This window comes from Pseudomonas sp. LB3P93, assembly GCF_054898025.1.
Window position 1 is genome coordinate 1,830,574 of the sequence record NZ_CM142713.1, and the last position, 18,172, is coordinate 1,848,745.

Annotated in this window: 22 protein-coding genes; 20 read left to right on the forward strand and 2 right to left on the reverse strand. The window is 56.4% G+C overall.

Annotated features, from left to right (window positions below):
- Positions 1 to 291: 291 nt before the first annotated feature.
- The 11 genes from ACYZT8_RS08105 (at position 292) to ACYZT8_RS08155 (ending at position 9,078) form a co-directional block, all read left to right on the forward strand.
- Entirely contained in the window at positions 292 to 654 is a 363-nt protein-coding gene (locus ACYZT8_RS08105) for an acyl carrier protein (RefSeq protein ID WP_461980267.1), read from the forward strand.
- Entirely contained in the window at positions 647 to 1,771 is a 1,125-nt protein-coding gene (locus ACYZT8_RS08110) for a hypothetical protein (RefSeq protein WP_461980268.1), read from the forward strand. The genes ACYZT8_RS08105 and ACYZT8_RS08110 overlap by 8 nt, the downstream gene beginning before the upstream one ends.
- A complete protein-coding gene (locus tag ACYZT8_RS08115) occupies positions 1,768 to 3,027 on the forward strand; it encodes a beta-ketoacyl-[acyl-carrier-protein] synthase family protein (RefSeq protein ID WP_461980269.1) in 1,260 nt (419 codons plus the stop codon). The genes ACYZT8_RS08110 and ACYZT8_RS08115 overlap by 4 nt, the downstream gene beginning before the upstream one ends.
- Positions 3,027 to 4,265, forward strand: a complete 1,239-nt coding sequence (locus tag ACYZT8_RS08120; protein WP_461980270.1) for an AMP-binding protein — start codon at positions 3,027 to 3,029, stop codon at positions 4,263 to 4,265. Before ACYZT8_RS08115 ends, ACYZT8_RS08120 begins: the two co-directional genes overlap by 1 nt.
- A gap of 45 nt (positions 4,266 to 4,310) precedes the next feature.
- Positions 4,311 to 4,814, forward strand: coding sequence for a hypothetical protein (locus tag ACYZT8_RS08125; RefSeq protein WP_461980271.1), 504 nt, complete (start codon positions 4,311 to 4,313; stop codon positions 4,812 to 4,814).
- A 59-nt stretch (positions 4,815 to 4,873) separates the two neighbouring features.
- Positions 4,874 to 5,185 (forward strand): hypothetical protein, encoded by a 312-nt coding sequence (locus ACYZT8_RS08130; RefSeq protein WP_461980272.1) that lies wholly within the window; start codon positions 4,874 to 4,876, stop codon positions 5,183 to 5,185.
- Positions 5,182 to 5,727: a hypothetical protein gene (locus tag ACYZT8_RS08135; protein WP_461980273.1), complete on the forward strand. Its 546-nt coding sequence runs from the start codon at positions 5,182 to 5,184 to the stop codon at positions 5,725 to 5,727. The genes ACYZT8_RS08130 and ACYZT8_RS08135 overlap by 4 nt, the downstream gene beginning before the upstream one ends.
- Entirely contained in the window at positions 5,720 to 6,091 is a 372-nt protein-coding gene (locus tag ACYZT8_RS08140; protein WP_461980274.1) for a hypothetical protein, read from the forward strand. The genes ACYZT8_RS08135 and ACYZT8_RS08140 overlap by 8 nt, the downstream gene beginning before the upstream one ends.
- 80 nt (positions 6,092 to 6,171) lie before the next feature.
- A complete protein-coding gene (locus ACYZT8_RS08145) occupies positions 6,172 to 6,807 on the forward strand; it encodes an SDR family NAD(P)-dependent oxidoreductase (protein ID WP_461980275.1) in 636 nt (211 codons plus the stop codon).
- 81 nt (positions 6,808 to 6,888) lie between these two features.
- A complete protein-coding gene (locus ACYZT8_RS08150) occupies positions 6,889 to 7,749 on the forward strand; it encodes an arylamine N-acetyltransferase family protein (protein ID WP_461980276.1) in 861 nt (286 codons plus the stop codon).
- 18 nt (positions 7,750 to 7,767) lie between these two features.
- On the forward strand, positions 7,768 to 9,078 hold the full coding sequence (locus ACYZT8_RS08155; RefSeq protein WP_461980277.1) for an ATP-grasp domain-containing protein: 1,311 nt from the start codon (positions 7,768 to 7,770) through the stop codon (positions 9,076 to 9,078).
- Positions 9,079 to 9,117: 39 nt separating this feature from the next.
- Here ACYZT8_RS08155 and ACYZT8_RS08160 read toward each other — a convergent pair whose 3' ends face one another.
- Positions 9,118 to 9,444 (reverse strand): EscU/YscU/HrcU family type III secretion system export apparatus switch protein, encoded by a 327-nt coding sequence (locus ACYZT8_RS08160; RefSeq protein WP_461980278.1) that lies wholly within the window; start codon positions 9,442 to 9,444, stop codon positions 9,118 to 9,120.
- Positions 9,441 to 11,018, reverse strand: a complete 1,578-nt coding sequence (gene fliK / locus ACYZT8_RS08165) for a flagellar hook-length control protein FliK (protein WP_461980279.1) — start codon at positions 11,016 to 11,018, stop codon at positions 9,441 to 9,443. Before fliK ends, ACYZT8_RS08160 begins: the two co-directional genes overlap by 4 nt.
- Positions 11,019 to 11,215: 197 nt before the next feature.
- On the opposite strand from fliK, the gene ccmA reads away from it, so the two are divergent.
- The 9 genes from ccmA (at position 11,216) to ccmI (ending at position 18,162) form a co-directional block, all read left to right on the forward strand.
- Complete coding sequence (gene ccmA, locus ACYZT8_RS08170; RefSeq protein WP_461980280.1) at positions 11,216 to 11,851, forward strand: cytochrome c biogenesis heme-transporting ATPase CcmA; 636 nt, start codon at positions 11,216 to 11,218, stop codon at positions 11,849 to 11,851.
- Positions 11,848 to 12,516, forward strand: coding sequence for a heme exporter protein CcmB (gene ccmB, locus ACYZT8_RS08175; protein WP_461980281.1), 669 nt, complete (start codon positions 11,848 to 11,850; stop codon positions 12,514 to 12,516). The genes ccmA and ccmB overlap by 4 nt, the downstream gene beginning before the upstream one ends.
- Positions 12,517 to 12,591: 75 nt before the next feature.
- Entirely contained in the window at positions 12,592 to 13,347 is a 756-nt protein-coding gene (locus ACYZT8_RS08180; protein ID WP_461980282.1) for a heme ABC transporter permease, read from the forward strand.
- Positions 13,344 to 13,520, forward strand: coding sequence for a heme exporter protein CcmD (gene ccmD / locus ACYZT8_RS08185; protein WP_008145547.1), 177 nt, complete (start codon positions 13,344 to 13,346; stop codon positions 13,518 to 13,520). The genes ACYZT8_RS08180 and ccmD overlap by 4 nt, the downstream gene beginning before the upstream one ends.
- Positions 13,517 to 13,972, forward strand: coding sequence for a cytochrome c maturation protein CcmE (gene ccmE / locus ACYZT8_RS08190; protein ID WP_095127755.1), 456 nt, complete (start codon positions 13,517 to 13,519; stop codon positions 13,970 to 13,972). Before ccmD ends, ccmE begins: the two co-directional genes overlap by 4 nt.
- Before the next feature lie 3 nt (positions 13,973 to 13,975).
- Complete coding sequence (locus ACYZT8_RS08195; RefSeq protein WP_461980283.1) at positions 13,976 to 15,964, forward strand: heme lyase CcmF/NrfE family subunit; 1,989 nt, start codon at positions 13,976 to 13,978, stop codon at positions 15,962 to 15,964.
- The gene (locus tag ACYZT8_RS08200) at positions 15,961 to 16,497 is read left to right on the forward strand and encodes a DsbE family thiol:disulfide interchange protein (RefSeq protein WP_461980284.1); all 537 of its coding nucleotides are present in this window, start codon (positions 15,961 to 15,963) and stop codon (positions 16,495 to 16,497) included. The genes ACYZT8_RS08195 and ACYZT8_RS08200 overlap by 4 nt, the downstream gene beginning before the upstream one ends.
- Positions 16,494 to 16,967 (forward strand): cytochrome c-type biogenesis protein, encoded by a 474-nt coding sequence (locus tag ACYZT8_RS08205; protein WP_461980285.1) that lies wholly within the window; start codon positions 16,494 to 16,496, stop codon positions 16,965 to 16,967. Before ACYZT8_RS08200 ends, ACYZT8_RS08205 begins: the two co-directional genes overlap by 4 nt.
- On the forward strand, positions 16,960 to 18,162 hold the full coding sequence (gene ccmI / locus ACYZT8_RS08210; RefSeq protein WP_461980286.1) for a c-type cytochrome biogenesis protein CcmI: 1,203 nt from the start codon (positions 16,960 to 16,962) through the stop codon (positions 18,160 to 18,162). Before ACYZT8_RS08205 ends, ccmI begins: the two co-directional genes overlap by 8 nt.
- The last annotated feature ends 10 nt before the right edge of the window (positions 18,163 to 18,172 follow it).

Genomic DNA, 18,172 nt, shown 5'->3' on the forward strand with positions numbered 1-18,172 from the left:
GACCTACAACGCCTTAGTCTGTTGCCTACAACTCTATCGGATCGCACCGACTTGCGATAGTTACTGCTGGTTGGTAACTTAATTGTCCATTGGATTGGTTTGTTTGTCTTGGATGGCTTGGCGAATTGTGCTTTTCTATAAAGGCTAAATGTTAAGCGTCGGCTTGTTAGATAAATAGTTTGTATTGTGGTGTGCTCGGTATTTCAGTGGGCTTGTCTGCTTCCTGTTTTGAGCCGATTTCTAATATACAAACTGAATTCATCGTGTACTGAGAAAATGATAAGGAATATTATGTATCTCGCTAAGGTTAAAGAAATCGCTGCGAATATCCTTTTTTTGGAATCTTCAGACGATATTAAAGACGACGCGTCATTCGAGGAAATGGGTTTTTCCTCCATTGACTTCATTGATTTTTGTTATGAGGTCAAGGCACAGATAAATCCAGGGCTTGAGCCATACGATATATGGCCATTCGCTAAGTTAGTAACCGAACCGCAATTTTATAATGATAGGCGCTGGACTGCAGCGGGTATGAAACTTGTTAATGAAATATTAGGGTCGGACAACAATGTAGAGGTAAATCCCAGGTCGCTGGATCAATACTGGACGCCAAAATTCTGCGCGGAACGAATCGAGATGGTTCTAAATGCCTAATCTATTCATCACCGGATATGGTATTGAGCAGGCAGCTTTAAATACATATAACTTGGTTCAGAGTTTGACTAAGCATTCGGTCGCTTTGCTAGGCAGCAAGCCAGGAGATATAAAGTTGTCAGCGGCGATTGTTCCGCGTATCGCACGCGAAGATCGGGCAATGCTGACTTCTCAAGCAATTAGTAGCCTTAATGTCGCGTATTCGGCTATGAGCATGGCCGAGCAAAACGTAGCCTTCAGCCCGACAGAAAAAGACACCATGTGTGTGTATACCACCTATGAAACGGTTCGGGACTTTCATGAGGTGGTCTGGCAGTTCAAAACATCCAGCAAGCACTACAGCAACAAAGCCGCTTTGCTAGCCAACCTTGGGAAAATAACCAACGCTGTGCATCCTTTGCGGTTGTTTCGCAAACTCCCCACCAATGGCCTCTATCATTTATCAAAGCTCTTCGGGCTTCGCGGTGGTGGCTATCCGTTGCGCAAGATGTCGTTGGGCGGGCTCTCGTTGCTGGAGGAGGCCTTTTATAACCTGACTTTTAGCGACTCTAGCGGTGCCCTGATCTGTGCTTTCGGTGATATGTCGAAAGCCGATAACGCCCAAGTATTCAGGAAAATGGGCTTGATTGATGAGAGGGAGCCACAACGCTCAAGCGTTCAGGGAGATCGAGGCGCGGTGTCGCTGGTGGTCGAAACCTCGGATCGGGTTTCCCGGTTGCAAATACAGCCACTGGCAGAAGTGTTGATGGCAGTCAGTCGATTTTCTACCAGCATGTTCGCGACTCGCCAAGACTGGGTACAGGCCTATGAACAACTGGAACCCTGGGTTCGGGAAAGTCATCCGGTAGTGGTGTTGTACGACAACGGAGCCCCGGGTATCGGCGATGCAGAGGTGCAGGCGCTGAAGCGCTGTCTGGATACCTTTGAATTACGTCGCTACAAACCGTGGACGAGGTATGCGGTGGCTACCAGCGGTCTCGCCGATCTGGTCTGTGCGTTGGCCGACCCGTCCATCGAGCCGGGTCGGGTGATCATCATTCACGGTGAAGGAGCAGGGATGGGCTTGGGGTTGATCGTATTGCGAAAGTCACCAACGTCACAGGGAGTGTCGTCATGAATCAGCAAAGAGTTGTGATCAGCGGATTCGGATGTTGCACCCCGCTGGGTGATCGCTATGGCGTCATCGAGGAGGCGCTGCGTGATGGCCGCTCCGGTATCAGGAAAATCGCCAAATATGACAGCGCTACCTTCAAGAGCCATTTTGCCGGAATCCCCGAATCCGGAAATTTCTTCTCTTCTGGGGAATTGCAGCGATTCAGTCACGATGAGTTCTATACCCATAAGGCCATGGAAAATCTTCTGGCGTCGGTATCTTTCGATCCGGCTGCAATCGGTGAGCACCGAATAGGTTGTTTTCTGGGGGTTGACGAGCCTGTGGTGGATATTCAACAAACAGTCAATCTGGCATATGAACTGAAGAAGGTTGATGGGCAATTTTCCAATCTTGATTCTGCTCTCGAGAAGCACTTCCGAATACAGGACTTCATTCGTTACGATCCGACGAATGCGCTACGTACCGTCCATAAGTTCGTACCATTCAAAGGTCCTGCTTCGGTTCACCTGGGGTTGTGTTCCGCTTCGTTGCAAGCCATCGGTACCGGTTTTCAAGCTGTACGGCAGGGGCGTGTGGATGCGGCGCTCGTCGGCGGCATCTCGGCAAAGGTCACCCCTGAACATTACATCGGCCTGGAGTCGGTCGATATCATCGCCACCGATGAGCGACTCGACCCCACGGGCCTGTCGCGCCCCTTCGATACGCGGCGTTCGGGTTATCTGCCGGCTGAAGGTGCAGTGCTGTTCCTTGTGGAATCTCTGGACACCTGTCTCAAAGCAGGGCGTGAGCCGTTGATGGAACTGGTCGGTTTTGGCACCAGTACCAACGCCAGCCATATCGTCAAACCGGCACTCGACAGCGCCGAAATGAAGTTCGCCATGACCCGAGCATTGAACAATGCCGGGCTGCGGGCGAGTGATATCGGAATGGTCAATGCGCATGGGACCTCAACGATCCTGAATGACTTTCATGAGTCCGCAGCCATTTGCGCAGTGCTTGGAGAGCAAGTTCCCGTCACTGCCAACAAGTCTTTGCATGGGCACATGATTGCCGCCGCCGGGGCCATGGAAACCCTCAATACATTGATAAGCCTGCGCTCGGGTTTCATTCCAGGAACCCTCAATCTTGAGTCGAGGGACCCCGAATGCTTGGCCAATGTATCTCCATTTACCCTGCAACGTCCGGTTGACTACTGCCTGAAAAACTCTTTTGGCATGGGCGGCCTCGCCGCGTCGATGATATTTAAAAGAATCGAATAATGACTATAAAAAACCGCACTTCGTTTGATATCGACAAGTTCAACAAGTTGGTCGGCGAGTACGCCGAACAGGATTACCCGCTCAATTTACCAGCGGTCACCGGGTACGACGATTTCGTGCAGAAGTACCCGCTGTTGAGCAAAAAAGCGCTTATGAAGGTGAGTGATACGCTGATTGACGCGGGCAAGCTCAAACAGTGTTATGTAATCTCTACGTCGGGCACGACATCTTCCCCCCTGGTCCTGGCAAGCCGGATTTTTCAGCGTGTCACGGAAGACAGTTACCCCTACCAGGTTCGCGATTTCATGGCCGAGCACGTGTTTTGTGCTGACGATACGGTAGTAAACCTGCTGACGGCCGGATGCCTGGGTTACAACTATGAAGGAATGTGCCGGATGCTTGAGCCGATCGGCTCGACAGTGCTGCCGGTAGGGCGTCCTGATGTAATGAACAACATGCCGTCGTTGCTTGGCACCATGAAGCGTTTCAATGCAAATGTGTTGGTTGGCTCCCCGACCGGAATCATCCAGATTGCGCAGGCTGCGCAAGCGCTGGATGTGGATCTGGCGATCACCAAAATTGTGTTCGTCGGGGAGGCGTTCCATATGGGCAAGCGCGACTTCGTACAACGCTTATGGCCCGGAGCCCAGTTCTACAGCATATACGGAGCCACCGAACTGGGGTTTGCTGCGGTGAATACACCGGCCATGGAACCGCATCAGCACTTGATACTTTCTGACTGGTTCTTCATGGAACAAACCGATGCAGGTGAGCTGCTCGTCACCGATCTGAAAGCCCCGATGGTGCCCATCATTCGCTACCGAATAGGTGATGTAGGCGAGCTGACCCAAGGGGAAGACGAGCGTTACTACCTCAAAATCGGGCAAAGAGTGGCCGAGGAGTTCAGCCTCGGCGGTCATCGCATCAGTCTGACGCTGGTTGAGCAGGCATTGCATGCCGCTGGTGTACTGACGGAGGCATTTCAGGTGAGCTTGTCGACCACCGATGGGGGCAAGGACTGTGTGACAGTACTCGTCGATGTCGAGGCATCGGTTATGGATGCCGACTGGACGGCACGCCTGCAAGCGCAACTCTTGCTGGTCCCGATGTTGAAGGAGGCTGTGACGCGTGGTGTAGCGGTAGTTCAATCGGCAAGTAATGCAGATTTCTCCTATAACCCACGGGGCAAACTCAACCGTTTGCTCGATCGGCGAAATCAACTTCAGATTGCAGGCTGATGATCATCGATTGTTTAAAGCACAGCTGTGCTAAAAGGGATTTTTATGCTCGACATTTTGCGTGGTACGCCACTGTGGGTTTACGCAGTCTTTTTTATCGTGACGTATTACGGCGTCATTGCCTACTTCAAGAGTCATGAAACGAAAAGATCGTTGCTACTGACGCCGACGATATTCGTCGCCATTTCCGTGGCCTCGCTGAAAATCTCCCAAGGGTTCGTGGTTCCGCTTTCGGTTTATGCGCTGGGGTTATTGGTTGGATGGTTGCTGGCCTTGCGCTTTTATTCGTACTACAACGTGGAACGTGAGGGTGAAACGTTAGTGGTGGGTGGAACGATCAAAGTGCTGGTCGTGTATTGGTGCTTCTTTGCCTTGCGTTATTACAGGGGGTACCAGGAGCAGATGCATCCGGAACTGGTCAATGAAGTGGCGTTCGTGGCCTATTCGTCACTGGGGGCGGGACTTCTCAATGGTTTGATCGTTGGTCGCAGCCTTGGGTTATTACGTCTTTTTAAGTCCGATACTCTGCCAGTGGCATCTTCTAAATGACGGTTTATCTGGATATGTGCCCACCGGTAATTGACTTGGAACACGGCTGGAGCAGTCGCGTGAACGAAGGTCGACTCGATCACTACATCGAACGCTTTGGCGCGGTCGTGGTGCTGACCGAATTGCTCAATCAGTTTGCCGTGCGTTGTGTACGCGGGGCGCGTAACTCGACACGTTCAACGCATTACGTTCCTGCGTTGATTACCGGGATGCGAAGTCTGAACCCACAGCGGATATCGCAATTGACGGGATACGTCAGCCTGGACAGCGGCGCAGGGCGTGTCGAAGTATTCGGCTCACTTGACGCAGACAGTCGGGATTGTCTCTTGGCGGTCATCACGGTTTTAAACCTCAAGGAGCAACCGTCATGATCAAGCTCATAATTCCATGGTTGCTATTTCCCTATCTGATTGGCTGGCTCGATGGAAACTTTGCGAAAGCGGCACTGATAGTGGCATTTTTGATGTTCCTTCTATGTTTCGACAATCTTCAAAAGGGCTTCGTCATTGAGTGCGCGTTGGTCATTTGTCTGCTAGGGATGGCGCTTATGTCCTTGTATTGGCCAATGCTCGCCACGTTCGAAAGTATCAAGATCGTGATGTATGGCGTGTTAACCGTGGTGGGTTGGTGGAGTGTGTTTCGCAAACAGCCCTTTACCCTGCAATACAGCCGAGAAGGAGTTGCTGACACTGTCCGTCAGTCGAGCGAGTTTTTTGACATAAACAACACTATCACCAAGGCATGGTGCGTGACGTTCTCAATAAACTTGGGGTTGGCGGGTCTGAGCATCGGATTTGAAGCGTACTGGCCGGTTTTTTTGATCGGTTCCTATATGAGCATTTTGGTGGCATCGGTAGTGACGGAAGTTTTTCCTGATGCGTACTTTGGTAAAAGGACTTCAGTGAATGCCTGAGTTGCAGATTTTTCGAGTGGATACGTCTGCGGTGTCGGCACAGCGTTTCGACGCTCACCTGACTGTGAACCAGGCGGCGCCGATATTCGCAGAGCACTTTCCCGATTATCCAATTGTGCCAGGCGCTTGCATCGTCGGTTTCGTCACTGACTGTATTGCCCGGATGACAGGTGCGCACGTCGGTGCATTCACCCTGTCTCGGGTTACCTTTCTGGAGCCGATCACTCCACAGCAAGCGCTTTGTCTGGCGATCGACAAAAGACCTGGCATTCAAGGCCCTGACGATAGTTACAATTTCAGAATGCATCACGAGGCCATCAACTATTGCCGCGGTGTGATAGTGCTGGAAGGGGGGAACGCATGAGTGGCATCGCAGTGGTGACGGGTGGCACCCGGGGGATCGGCCGTTGAATAGCCGAAAAATTGCTTGGGGCCGGTTATAAAGTGTTCGTGACCTATGCGCGCGATGAACGGGCCGCGGCCAGTTTCATGGCGGATTTTCCCGAACTGGATGCCGCGCAGCTGGATGGCCGGCGTATTGATCAGGTACAGGCGTTGCGCGACCGAGTCCTCGCTGAGGGGGGGATTTCGGTGCTGGTCAACAATGCCGGTATCACCGGAGACGGGATATTTTTGAACGCCAGCCCTGAGGCGTTTCATCAGGTGATGGATACTAACTTTGGCAGTACCTTGAATTACTGCAACGTCTTCGCACCCGTGATGGCGGCCGCCCGCTGTGGCAACATCATCAACATCAGCTCGGTGGCTGCAACGAAAGTAAAACTTGGCAATACCGCCTACGGCTGTGCAAAAGCAGCCATTGAGCGACTGACCCTCGGGTTGGCTCTGGAGTTGGCCAGATTTGACGTAAAAGTCAATGGAATTGCCCCGGGTTTTGTCGACACTGATATGTTCAAGGTCTTTGCGCAGGGTGGCGAGCGCGATATTTTGAAGTCGATACCTAGCCGAAAAATCATGCAGCCCGAGGAAGTTGCCAATATGGTCTTCTTATTGGCTTCCCGTAAGTTCAATACAACAGGCACGATAATCAAAGTCGGTAATGGCGAAAACATTGGCTAGCCCGATGTTATGTTCAGGCTGCGCCGCACAATATTTCATCCTGTATAACTAAGCCCTCCCTGACTTTGTGAGGTTGCACCCGTGAATACCGAAACGGTTTCATCGCGCGTGAGAGTTACACGTGCGCCATTATTTCCTGATTGGTTGGCTCTTTATTTTAATAGAATTAATCTGGCCATCCCCAGGGACACGACTGCCAAGACGTTGGCTGACATCCATTTTGCTCACGCTAATGCGATTGCATATGAAATGCTCGATGTCTTTCTGGGCATTGTGCCGTCCTTCGACATGGATGAGATCAGCGACAAACTGATCTCGGGACGCCGCGGGGGTGGATGTACCCAGATGAACGGTTTGCTGGCGGTAGTGCTGGAAACACTCGGTTTCAGCGTCCGACGAAGCCTTTCGGCAGTGACTCGGGAAAACGGCGTGATGAATCTGTGCACGCACATGGTGCTATTGGTACGTGCCGATGATGAAGAGTGGATATGTGATGTGGGTTTCGGTTATCGGGGATTTTTATACCCTTTGCGCTTACAGCATAACGCGCCCTGCGTGCAGGGTGTTCATGAGTATCGAGTGCAGCGGGTCGACGCTTGGAACTGGAGTATTCAATACCGGCGGGGTGTTCAATGGATTGAGATGTATGTATTACGGGACGCCAGTTACGATGCTCATGAATTTGTGGTGGGGCAGTTCTTTAACGCCTACTCACCATTGTCACCTTTTAAAAATAATCTGGTATGTGCCCGGCCATCGCTGCAGGGTGGTAGCTATCTGATCAACAATGTGTTGGTCTCCATTCAACAACGCGCGCGTATCCGACGTCATGTCAGGTCTAAAAGCGAGTGGGTGGATTTGTTGGATGAGTACTTCGATATCAAAATTCAAGCCAGTGATTTTGTGTCGCTGCCTTTCGGCATGTTTGATGATCTTCGGTAACTAAAAGGAATTAAAATAATGCCGACATGTTTGATCACCAATCCCGTATCAAATGCCAACATCATGGTTCGCTATTTGAAAGAGCGAGGGGTCGATTGCTATGCAATTATTGAACTCGATAAAGTGGCGAAGATTCCAAAACTCAACGCAAAAAAGAAAGGTGAATTTCAGGCCGATCTCTATAAAGGCATTTTTACCAGCGAGGACCAACTGCCTCCGGCAGCGAGTGGGTTGTTCGACGCTGTTTTGGCTGGTAGTGAAAATGGTGTTTTTCTGGCGGAAAAGCTTGCCGCCCATTATTCGCTGGCAGGTAACGATCCGGCCACGTCGCACCGACGCCGACACAAAGATCAGATGCAGCACGCGCTGGCGCTGGCGGGTCTGGCATTTATCCCGACCATCGTGCTCGACAGGCCCGAAAGTGTGGAGCCTGCGATGGCAACGTGGGATCACTATCCCTGCATTATCAAGCCCCAGTCGTCCGCCGGTGGTGAAGGTGTACAGCGCTGCAACAACCGCGCGGAACTGCGGCGGGCACTAGAGAGTGCATCCTGGGATACGTTTTCTGCGACCTGGACGGTTAACGACCACTTTCTGATACAGCCCATGATTCAGGGGCCGGAGTACGTTGTTGACCTGGTGGCCTGCGCAGGTAACTACTTTGTTTCTTCGGTTTGTCGTTATATCCGCAGCGATGAACTGGACATTGTCGGGTGCGACTTCGTCAAGAAATTTACCTTCATGCTGCCCCTCGATGCGCCGATCAGCAAAGTCTTAAGCGATTATGGCCAGCATGCCGCCAAAGCGCTCGATATTACTTATGGCGCTGTCCATATGGAGTTGGTCATGGGCAAGGACGGTCCTGTGATGATCGAGGCGGGGGCTCGTATGCATGGCACCATAACTCCCACCTTGTTTGCCGACTGCTATGACTCATCATTACTGGTGCAATTGCATGAGACTTATTTTGGTGAAGCCGGCAACCTGCGCGATGCAGTACTTTTAGCGCCCGCTATAGTCTCCGATGTCATTTGCATCGAGAACGGTATTTGCTCGATCAGCGAGTCGATGCTGGAGCAATCGCTGACAGACCTGACGTCGCTCAAGGGGTATGCCTGTGTGATTGCAGAGGGAGACGAATATGTGGCGACCCACAATCTTTTCTCATCACCGATGAACGCCTGTTTCTGTAACACCGATGCAGATCAGTTATGGGCCGATGTAATTGAATTCGACCGGATGGCGGAGGATCTGATGGGTGGCGTCGCCTTGAGCGAAGATGCCTGGCGATCCATCCGTCAGACCTATCAAAGTTACCTGGATGCTTGAAGCGTCGGGATGATGAGCGTCGTCTGTGAGGCGACGTTCTCATTCCGGTTCAGTAGGTGTTATATCGCGCTCAACTTGGGGGAGGGAGGGATCATGCCCCGCCGGAAACTTGCCCTTCAGATTCCACGCAAACGCAATAATCTCGGCAATCGTGCGGTACAACTCCTCCGGAATACTCTCGCCCAGTTCCATCCGCGCCAGCAGCTTCACCAGCTCGGCGTTTTCATAGATGGGCACTTCATAATCGCGGGCAATCTTCAGAATGGCTTCGGCCAGTTCTTCGTCACCTTTGGCCGTGAGGGTAGGGGCGTGGCTGCCGTCGTATTTGAGGGCGATGGCCTGGCGTGGGGTGTTGGGGTTTCTCATGCGGTTTCGTCGACCCAGCGTTGTTCGAGGCGGGTTTGCGGGCCTTGCGGTGGCGTGCCGAGGTGGCAATCGAGATCGCCGACGTTCAGTCCGGAGTCCAGCAGGCGCTGGCGCAGCGCGGCCAGATTGCTTTCGATCAGGCTGGCGGTGTACGGGCGTTCGGCCCAGAGCTGGCTGGACAGGCTGCCTTGGATCAGTTGCGCCTGAATCTGCAACGGGCCCAGCGGCTCCATGTCGAACGCCAGGTCCACGCGCCACAATTGCTGTTTAGGCTCGCGTTCGTCTCGGCGTTCGTGCGGTTGTTCTTTTTCGGGTGCTTCTTCGCGCTGGAATTTGACCTGCAACGGCACGATGTCCTGCAAGTTGCGCATCGGGATTTCCAGCTGCCAGGTGCTCAGCAATCGACCATCGTCAGTGACGCCGGTTTGCTCAAGGCTCGACAATTGATGGCTTTGCAGGCGCGAAACGGCCGCCGCCGCCAGACGCAGCAAATGCTCCAGATCGTTTTCACCGTCCTGGCTTTGTAGCAGCCGTTCAGGAAGCGGGAAGCTGGTGGGCAACGGTTTGGCGCTGACTTGGCCGAGCATGCCGAGGGCGCTGCGCACGAAGCTCGGCATGGACTGAACCAGCGTGTTGGCCGCCAGGATCGCATTGAGATTGGTGCTGGCCGGCAAGCCCGGCGTCAGTTGCGCGATCAGCTTGAGCAGGTCGCCTTTCATGTCCGGCGCCAGTGTCGGGTTTTGCCCGGTCAGCAGTTTCGCTTCGAGGAACAGGCCGCTATTGGCCAGTGCCTGAGCCAAACCTTTGGGCGTACTCAGTTGTTGAACGTCCGGCAAACCGGCCAGCAGTTTTTCCACGGCAACCCGCAGGTCGCTGGACGTCTGATCCGACGAGGGAGGCAGGTTTTGCAGGACTTTGATCAAACCATCCAGCGAACCTTGGCGGCTTTGCTGGCTGACCAGTTGCTGAGTGACCGCCAACTGCTCCTGACGATTGCTCAGGGGCACGAACTTCAGGGTTTGCGTGTCCTGCACCAAGGCACTCAACAAGGTACCGATGCGCAGCGGCGTCGGGCTCTCGATGCTCAGGGTGCTGCCTCTCAACGCGGTGTTGAGCAGGCTCACCATCGAGCGAAACACCGTCGGCTGTCCCGGCACCTGCGGCAGAACCTGCGAGGTCAGCACTTTACCCTGCAACAGCGTCCCGACCGGCAATTGTGCGGTGTCGATGCGGGTGAGGGTGGCGATGCTGGAAGCAATGGCCTGTTGCACTGTGATCGCCAGGTTACTCGCTGATGGTTGAGTGATCGCCAGGCTGGTGCCTTGGGGCAGCGGCTGGGTACTGGTGGCCTGGACCGTGGTCTGGCGGCCGTTCTCGAGGGTGACTTTGAGCAACAGTTGAAAGGTCTGATCCGCCTGCTTGAGCGACAGCACTTCGGCGTTGGCAGTCTGACCGGGTGTGATCAGGCCCTCCATCGGCGTCAGCAGCTTGAGCAGATCGCCACTCACCACCAAGGGCCGCGAAGTCGCGGGGGTGGTCTGCGGTAGCGGGAGGATGTTCATTTCGCCTGTCATACGCGGTCACAACCTGAGGAAATTGCCCTCTTGAGAGGAGGGCATGGCATGTATAATGCCGCCCCGTTGTATCCGGGGCGCTGAAAACATTTCAAATACTTGATCCAGCTCCTTAGAACGGGCCGCCAATGCATTTATCCTGCATGTCTTTAACGGCCGCTCCACTGCCGACTTGAACCCTGAAGGCCCGTGATCTCGTGACCAGTCCTGTCCTGCAAACCGTTGCCCTCGCTTGTGAGCGAGACCTTCGGCTGCTCTTCGAAAATCTCGAATTGAGACTGGCCAGTGGCGAAATGTTGCAAATCAGCGGCCCCAACGGCAGCGGCAAAACCAGTCTGCTGCGCCTGTTATGCGGCCTGATGCAGCCGACCGCCGGTCAAGTGCTGCTCAATGGCCAGCCGCTGAACGATCAGCGCCTTGAACTGGCGCGCAATCTGCTGTGGATCGGCCATGCCGCCGGGATCAAGGACTTGCTGACGCCGGAAGAGAACCTGATCTGGCTCTGTGCCTTGCATCAACCGGCCTCCCACGAGGCAATCTGGCAAGCGCTGGCCGATGTCGGACTGCGCGGTTTCGAGGATGTTCCCTGTCACACGTTGTCCGCCGGCCAGAAGCGCCGCGTGGCGTTGGCCCGGCTGTATCTGGACAGCCCGCCGCTGTGGATCCTCGACGAACCGTTCACCGCGCTCGACAAACAAGGCGTGGCGCAACTCGAAGAACACCTGGCCGCGCACTGTGAGCACGGCGGCATGGTGGTGCTGACCACTCACCACACGCTGAGCCGGATGCCGGCCGGCTATCGCGACATCGATCTGGGGAAGTGGGCCGTATGAGTGTTTTCGGCCTGTTGGTCGCCCGTGAGGCCCGTCTGCTGTTCCGCCGTCCTGCTGAACTGGCGAATCCGCTGGTATTCTTCGCGATCGTGGTTTCGCTGTTCCCTTTGGCGGTCGGACCCGAGTCTCAATTGTTGCAAACCTTGTCTCCGGGACTGGTCTGGGTCGCGGCCCTTTTATCGGTCTTGCTCTCGCTGGACGGGCTCTTCCGCAGTGATTTCGAAGACGGATCGCTTGAACAGTGGGTCCTTTCGTCGCACCCCCTGCCTCTTCTGGTTTTGGCCAAGGTACTGGCACACTGGGCCTTCTCTGGCCTGGCACTGGTTTTGCTCGCTCCACTGCTGGCGTTGATGCTTGGTTTGCCAACCGCCTGTCTGCCGGTGTTGCTGCTTTCTTTGTTGCTGGGTACACCGGTGCTGAGCCTGCTCGGTGCGGTGGGCGCAGCCCTGACGGTGGGATTGAAGCGTGGCGGCCTGTTACTGGCGCTGCTGATTCTGCCGCTGTACATCCCGGTGTTGATTCTCGGCAGTGGCGCCTTGCAGGCGGCCTTGCAGGGTATGCCGGTGACCGGTTATCTCTTGTGGCTTGGTAGCCTGACCACCCTGGCGATAACCCTGACACCTTTTGCAATAGCCGCTGGCCTGAAGATCAGCGTCGGCGAATAATGAGGTCTGGTCATTTTTTGATCAGTAAAGACCCTTGGCTCTTCAAAGCGAAGAGCAACCGTGATGGAAACAGTAATGAACTGGACCTGGTTTCATAAGCTCGGCTCGCCCAAATGGTTTTACGGCATCAGCGGAAAACTGCTGCCGTGGCTGAGCATTGCCGCGTTGCTGCTGATCAGCATCGGTGTCGTCTGGGGCCTGGCCTTCGCGCCGCCTGACTACCAGCAAGGCAACAGCTTTCGCATCATTTATATCCACGTTCCCGCCGCCATGCTGGCGCAGTCCGTCTACGTCATGCTGGCGGTGTGCGGCATCGTCGGGCTGGTCTGGAAAATGAAACTGGCCGACGTCGCCCTGCAATGCGCGGCCCCTATCGGTGCGTGGATGACCGCCGTGGCGCTGGTCACCGGCGCGATCTGGGGCAAACCGACCTGGGGCTCGTGGTGGGTCTGGGATGCGCGACTTACGTCCATGCTTATTCTGCTGTTTCTGTACTTCGGTCTCATTGCGCTGGGCAACGCGATCAGCAATCGTGACAGTGCGGCCAAGGCCTGCGCGGTCCTGGCGATTGTCGGCGTGATCAACATTCCGATTATCAAATACTCGGTGGAGTGGTGGAACACCCTGCACCAGGGCGCGACCTTCACCCTCACCGAAAAACCGGCGATGCCGGCCGAGATGTGGCTGCCACTGCTGCTGACGGTGCTGGGTTTTTACTGTTTCTTCGGCGCGGTGCTGTTGCTGCGCATGCGCCTTGAAGTGCTCAAGCGCGAAGCCCGGGCGAGCTGGGTGAAAGCCGAAGTGCAGAACAGTCTGGAGGCCGCTCGATGAGTTTTGCTTCATTCGGCGACTTCCTCGCCATGGGCCATCACGCCCTGTATGTCTGGTCAGCCTATGGCATCTGCCTGGCGGTGCTGGCCCTCAACGTGGCGGCGCCGATCCTGGCCCGCAAGCGGTATCTGCAACAAGAGGCGCGTCGTCTGCGCCGGGAGAACGGCAAGTGAATCCGCTGCGCAAAAAGCGTCTTATCATCATTCTTGCGATCCTGGTGGGTGTCGGCGCTGCCGTCGGCCTGGCCCTGAGCGCCCTGCAGCAGAACATCAATCTGTTTTACACCCCGACCCAGATCGCCAACGGCGAAGCCCCGCAAGACACGCGCATTCGCGCGGGCGGCATGGTCGAGAAAGGTTCGCTGCAACGTTCCGGCGATTCGCTGGACGTGAAATTCATCGTCACCGACTTCAAAAAGTCAGTGACCATCAGCTACCGCGGCATCCTCCCGGACCTGTTCCGCGAAGGGCAGGGCATCGTGGCGTTGGGCAAACTCAACGCCGACGGCGTGGTGGTGGCCGACGAAGTACTGGCCAAGCACGATGAAAAGTACATGCCGCCGGAAGTGACCAAGGCTTTGAAAGACAGCGGTCAATCTGCTCCAACGCCCGCGAAGGAGGGTTGATCGATGACATCCGGACTGTTTATTCCTGAACTCGGCCACCTGGCCATGATTCTGGCGCTGTGTTTCGCGCTGGTTCAGGCCATCGTGCCGTTGCTCGGCGCCTGGCGCGGTGACCGTTTGTGGATGAGCCTGGCCCAACCGGCCGCCTGGGGCCAGTTCACCTTTTTGCTGTTTGCCTTCGGCTGCCTGACCTACGCGTTCATGGCTGACGACTTCTCCGTCGCCTACGTCGCCAGCAACTCCAACAGCGCCTTGCCGTGGTACTACAAGTTCAGTGCAGTGTGGGGCGCTCACGAAGGTTCGTTGCTGCTCTGGGCCCTGATCCTCGGCGGCTGGACTTTTGCGGTGTCGGTGTTCTCCCGGCAATTGCCGCAAGTGATGCTGGCCCGCGTGCTGGCCGTGATGGGTATGATCAGCACCGGTTTCCTGCTGTTTCTGATCCTCACGTCCAACCCGTTCAAGCGCATCCTGCCGCAAGTGCCCAGCGATGGCGCGGACCTCAATCCGCTGCTGCAAGACATCGGTCTGATCGTCCACCCGCCAATGCTGTACATGGGTTACGTCGGTTTCTCGGTGGCCTTCGCCTTCGCCATTGCGGCGCTGATGGGCGGTCGTCTTGATGCGGCGTGGGCGCGCTGGTCGCGTCCATGGACCATCGTCGCCTGGGCCTTCCTCGGTATCGGCATCACGCTCGGTTCGTGGTGGGCCTACTACGAACTCGGCTGGGGCGGCTGGTGGTTCTGGGATCCGGTGGAAAACGCCTCCTTCATGCCTTGGCTGGTGGGTACGGCGCTGATTCACTCGTTGGCAGTCACGGAAAAACGTGGCGTGTTCAAGAGTTGGACCGTGTTGCTGGCCATCGCTGCTTTCTCGTTGAGCTTGCTCGGGACCTTCCTGGTGCGTTCCGGCGTGCTGACCTCGGTCCACGCCTTTGCCTCCGACCCTGAGCGCGGCGTGTTCATCCTGATTTTCCTGCTGTTTGTGGTCGGCGGTTCGCTGACGCTGTTCGCCTTGCGCGCCCCTGTGGTGAAGAGCCACGTTGGCTTCAACCTGTGGTCCCGGGAAACCCTGCTGCTGGGCAACAACCTGGTGCTGGTGGTGGCGGCGTCGATGATCCTGCTCGGCACCTTGTACCCGCTGATTCTCGACGCGATGACCGGCGCCAAGCTGTCGGTCGGCCCGCCGTACTTCAACGCGCTGTTCATTCCGTTGATGGCGTTGCTGATGGTGGTGATGGCCGTTGGCATGCTGGTGCGCTGGAAAGACACCCCGGTCAAATGGCTGTTCAACATGCTGATCCCGGTGTTGCTCGGCAGTGCCGCGTTGGCCGTGGTGGCCGGCGTCGCTTACGGTGACTTCAACTGGGCGGTGATCGCCACGTTCATGCTCGCGGCCTGGGTGCTGTTGGCTGGTGTGCGCGACATCTTCGACAAGACCCGCCACAAAGGCCTGATCAAAGGCCTGCCGACCCTGACCCGCAGTTATTGGGGCATGCAGGTCGCGCACTTGGGTATCGCGATTTGTGCCCTCGGCGTCGTGCTGTCGAGCCAGAACAGTGCCGAGCGCGATTTGCGCCTAGCGCCGGGCGAGTCCATGGACCTGGCCGGTTACCACTTCGTGTTCGAAGGCGCCAAGCACTTCGAAGGCCCGAACTTCACCTCCGACAAGGGCACCGTGCGGGTAATCCGTGACGGCAAGGAAGTCAGCGTGCTGCACCCGGAAAAACGCCTCTACACCGTGCAGAACTCGGTGATGACCGAAGCCGGGATCGACGCCGGTTTCACCCGTGACATTTATGTCGCACTCGGCGAACCGCTGGGCGATGGCGCCTGGGCCGTGCGTGTCCATGTCAAACCGTTCGTGCGCTGGATCTGGTTCGGCGGGCTGCTCACAGGTTTCGGCGGGTTGCTGGCGGCGCTGGATCGCCGTTATCGGGTCAAGGTGAAAAGCCGCGTGCGTGAAGCACTGGGCATGACGGGAGCCACTGCATGAGACGTTGGTTAATGCTGTTGCCACTGGCGATTTTTCTGGTGGTGGCTGTTTTCCTGTATCGCGGGTTGTTTCTGGACCCGGCCGAGTTGCCTTCGGCGATGATCGGCAAACCGTTCCCGGCGTTTTCCCTGCCGACCGTGGAGGGCGACAAGACCCTGACCAAGGCCGACATTCTCGGTAAACCGGCGCTGGTCAACGTCTGGGCCACCTGGTGCATCGCCTGCAAGGTCGAGCATCCGGTATTGAACAAACTGGCCCAGCAGGGCGTGACGATTTATGGCATCAACTACAAGGACGTCAACGCGGACGCGAAGAAGTGGCTGGTGGAATTCCACAACCCTTACCAGTTGGGCATCAGTGACGCGGAGGGCTCGCTGGGCCTGAACCTCGGCGTGTACGGCGCGCCGGAAACCTTCTTCATCGACGCCAAAGGCATCATCCGCGACAAGTTCGTCGGGGTGATCGACGAGCGGGTCTGGCGCGAAAAACTGGCGGCCAGGTATCAGGCGCTGGTGGATGAGGCCAAGCCATGAAACGCTGGATAGCCGCTGTTGTACTGGGTTTAAGCATGGCCGGCATGGCGCACGCGGCCATCGACACCTACGAGTTCGCCAAAGAAGGCGATCGCGAGCGTTTTCGCGAACTGACCAAAGAGCTGCGTTGCCCCAAGTGCCAGAATCAGGACATCGCCGATTCCAACGCACCGATCGCCGCCGACCTGCGCAAAGAGATTTTCCGCATGCTGGGCGAGGGCAAGAACAATCAGCAGATCATCGACTTCATGGTCGATCGCTACGGTGATTTCGTCCGCTACAAACCCGCACTGAACGCCAAAACCGCCTTGCTCTGGTTCGGCCCCGCCGGCCTGTTGCTGGGCGGTTTTGTGATCATCGCCGTGATCGTCCGTCGTCGTCGCGTGCAACGCACTGACACCAAGGACGAGCTTTCTGCCGAGGAGCGCGAGCGCCTCGACCACCTGTTGGATAAAACCAAGAATGATTGATTTCTGGCTCGCTGCAGGTCTGCTACTTCTGGTTGCCCTGAGTTTTTTGCTGATCCCCGTTTTGCGTGGCCGTCGCGCCCAGCTTGAAGAGGATCGTACCGCCCTGAACGTTGCGTTGTATCAGGAGCGCGTGGCTGAGTTGCAAACCGAGCAGGAAGAGGGCGTGCTCAACGCTGCGCAACTGGAAACCGGTCGCGCCGAAGCTGCCCGTGAGTTGCTCGCCGACACCGAAGGCGTCGAGGCACCGCGCGTAGCGCGCCTGGGCAAACCGTTGCCCTTGCTGGCGGCGATTCTGGTGCCGGTCCTGGGGTTGGGCTTGTACCTGCATTTCGGCGCCAGCGACAAAGTCGAACTGACCCGCGAATTCTCCCAGGCGCCGCAGTCGATGGAAGAGATGACCCAGCGCCTGGAGCGCGCGGTCGCGGCTCAGCCGGATTCGGCTGAAGGCTTGTACTTCCTCGGTCGTACGTACATGGCTCAGGATCGCCCTGGCGATGCGGCGAAGATCTTCGAACGCACGGTCAAACTGGCCGGTCGTCAGCCGGAACTGCTCGGCCAATGGGCCCAGGCACAGTACTTCGCCGATGGCAAAAAGTGGTCGGACAAGATTCAGGCGCTGACTGATGAAGCGCTGAAAGCTGACCCGAAAGAAGTCACCAGCCTCGGCCTGCTGGGTATCGCGGCGTTTGAAAGCCAGCGTTATCAGGACGCCATCGACTACTGGAATCGCCTGTTGGCGCAACTGCCACCGGAAGACAGTTCCCGTGCTGCGCTGCAGGGCGGAATCAGCCGGGCCACCGAGAAGCTTGAAGCCAGTGGTGGCAAAGTCGCCCAGGCCCCAGCGGCCAAAGCGGCAGCGAAGCTGAAAGTCACCGTCGATCTGGCGCCCGAGTTGAAAGCCAAAGTCCAGCCCGGCGACAGCGTGTTCATTTTCGCCCGCGCCACCTCGGGGCCACCGGCACCGCTGGCCGCCAAGCGCCTGACCGTCGCCGACCTGCCGGCGACCGTGGAACTGGGCGATGCCGACGCAATGATGCCGCAGTTGAAACTGTCGAACTTCCCTGAAGTCCAACTGGTTGCGCGCATCTCCCGCGCCGGCCAACCGACTGCCGGCGAATGGATCGGTCGCAGCCAGCCCCTGGCCAGCAGCAGCACCACAGCGCAAAAACTGACCATCGACAGCCCGGACAAATAACAGGAAAGCC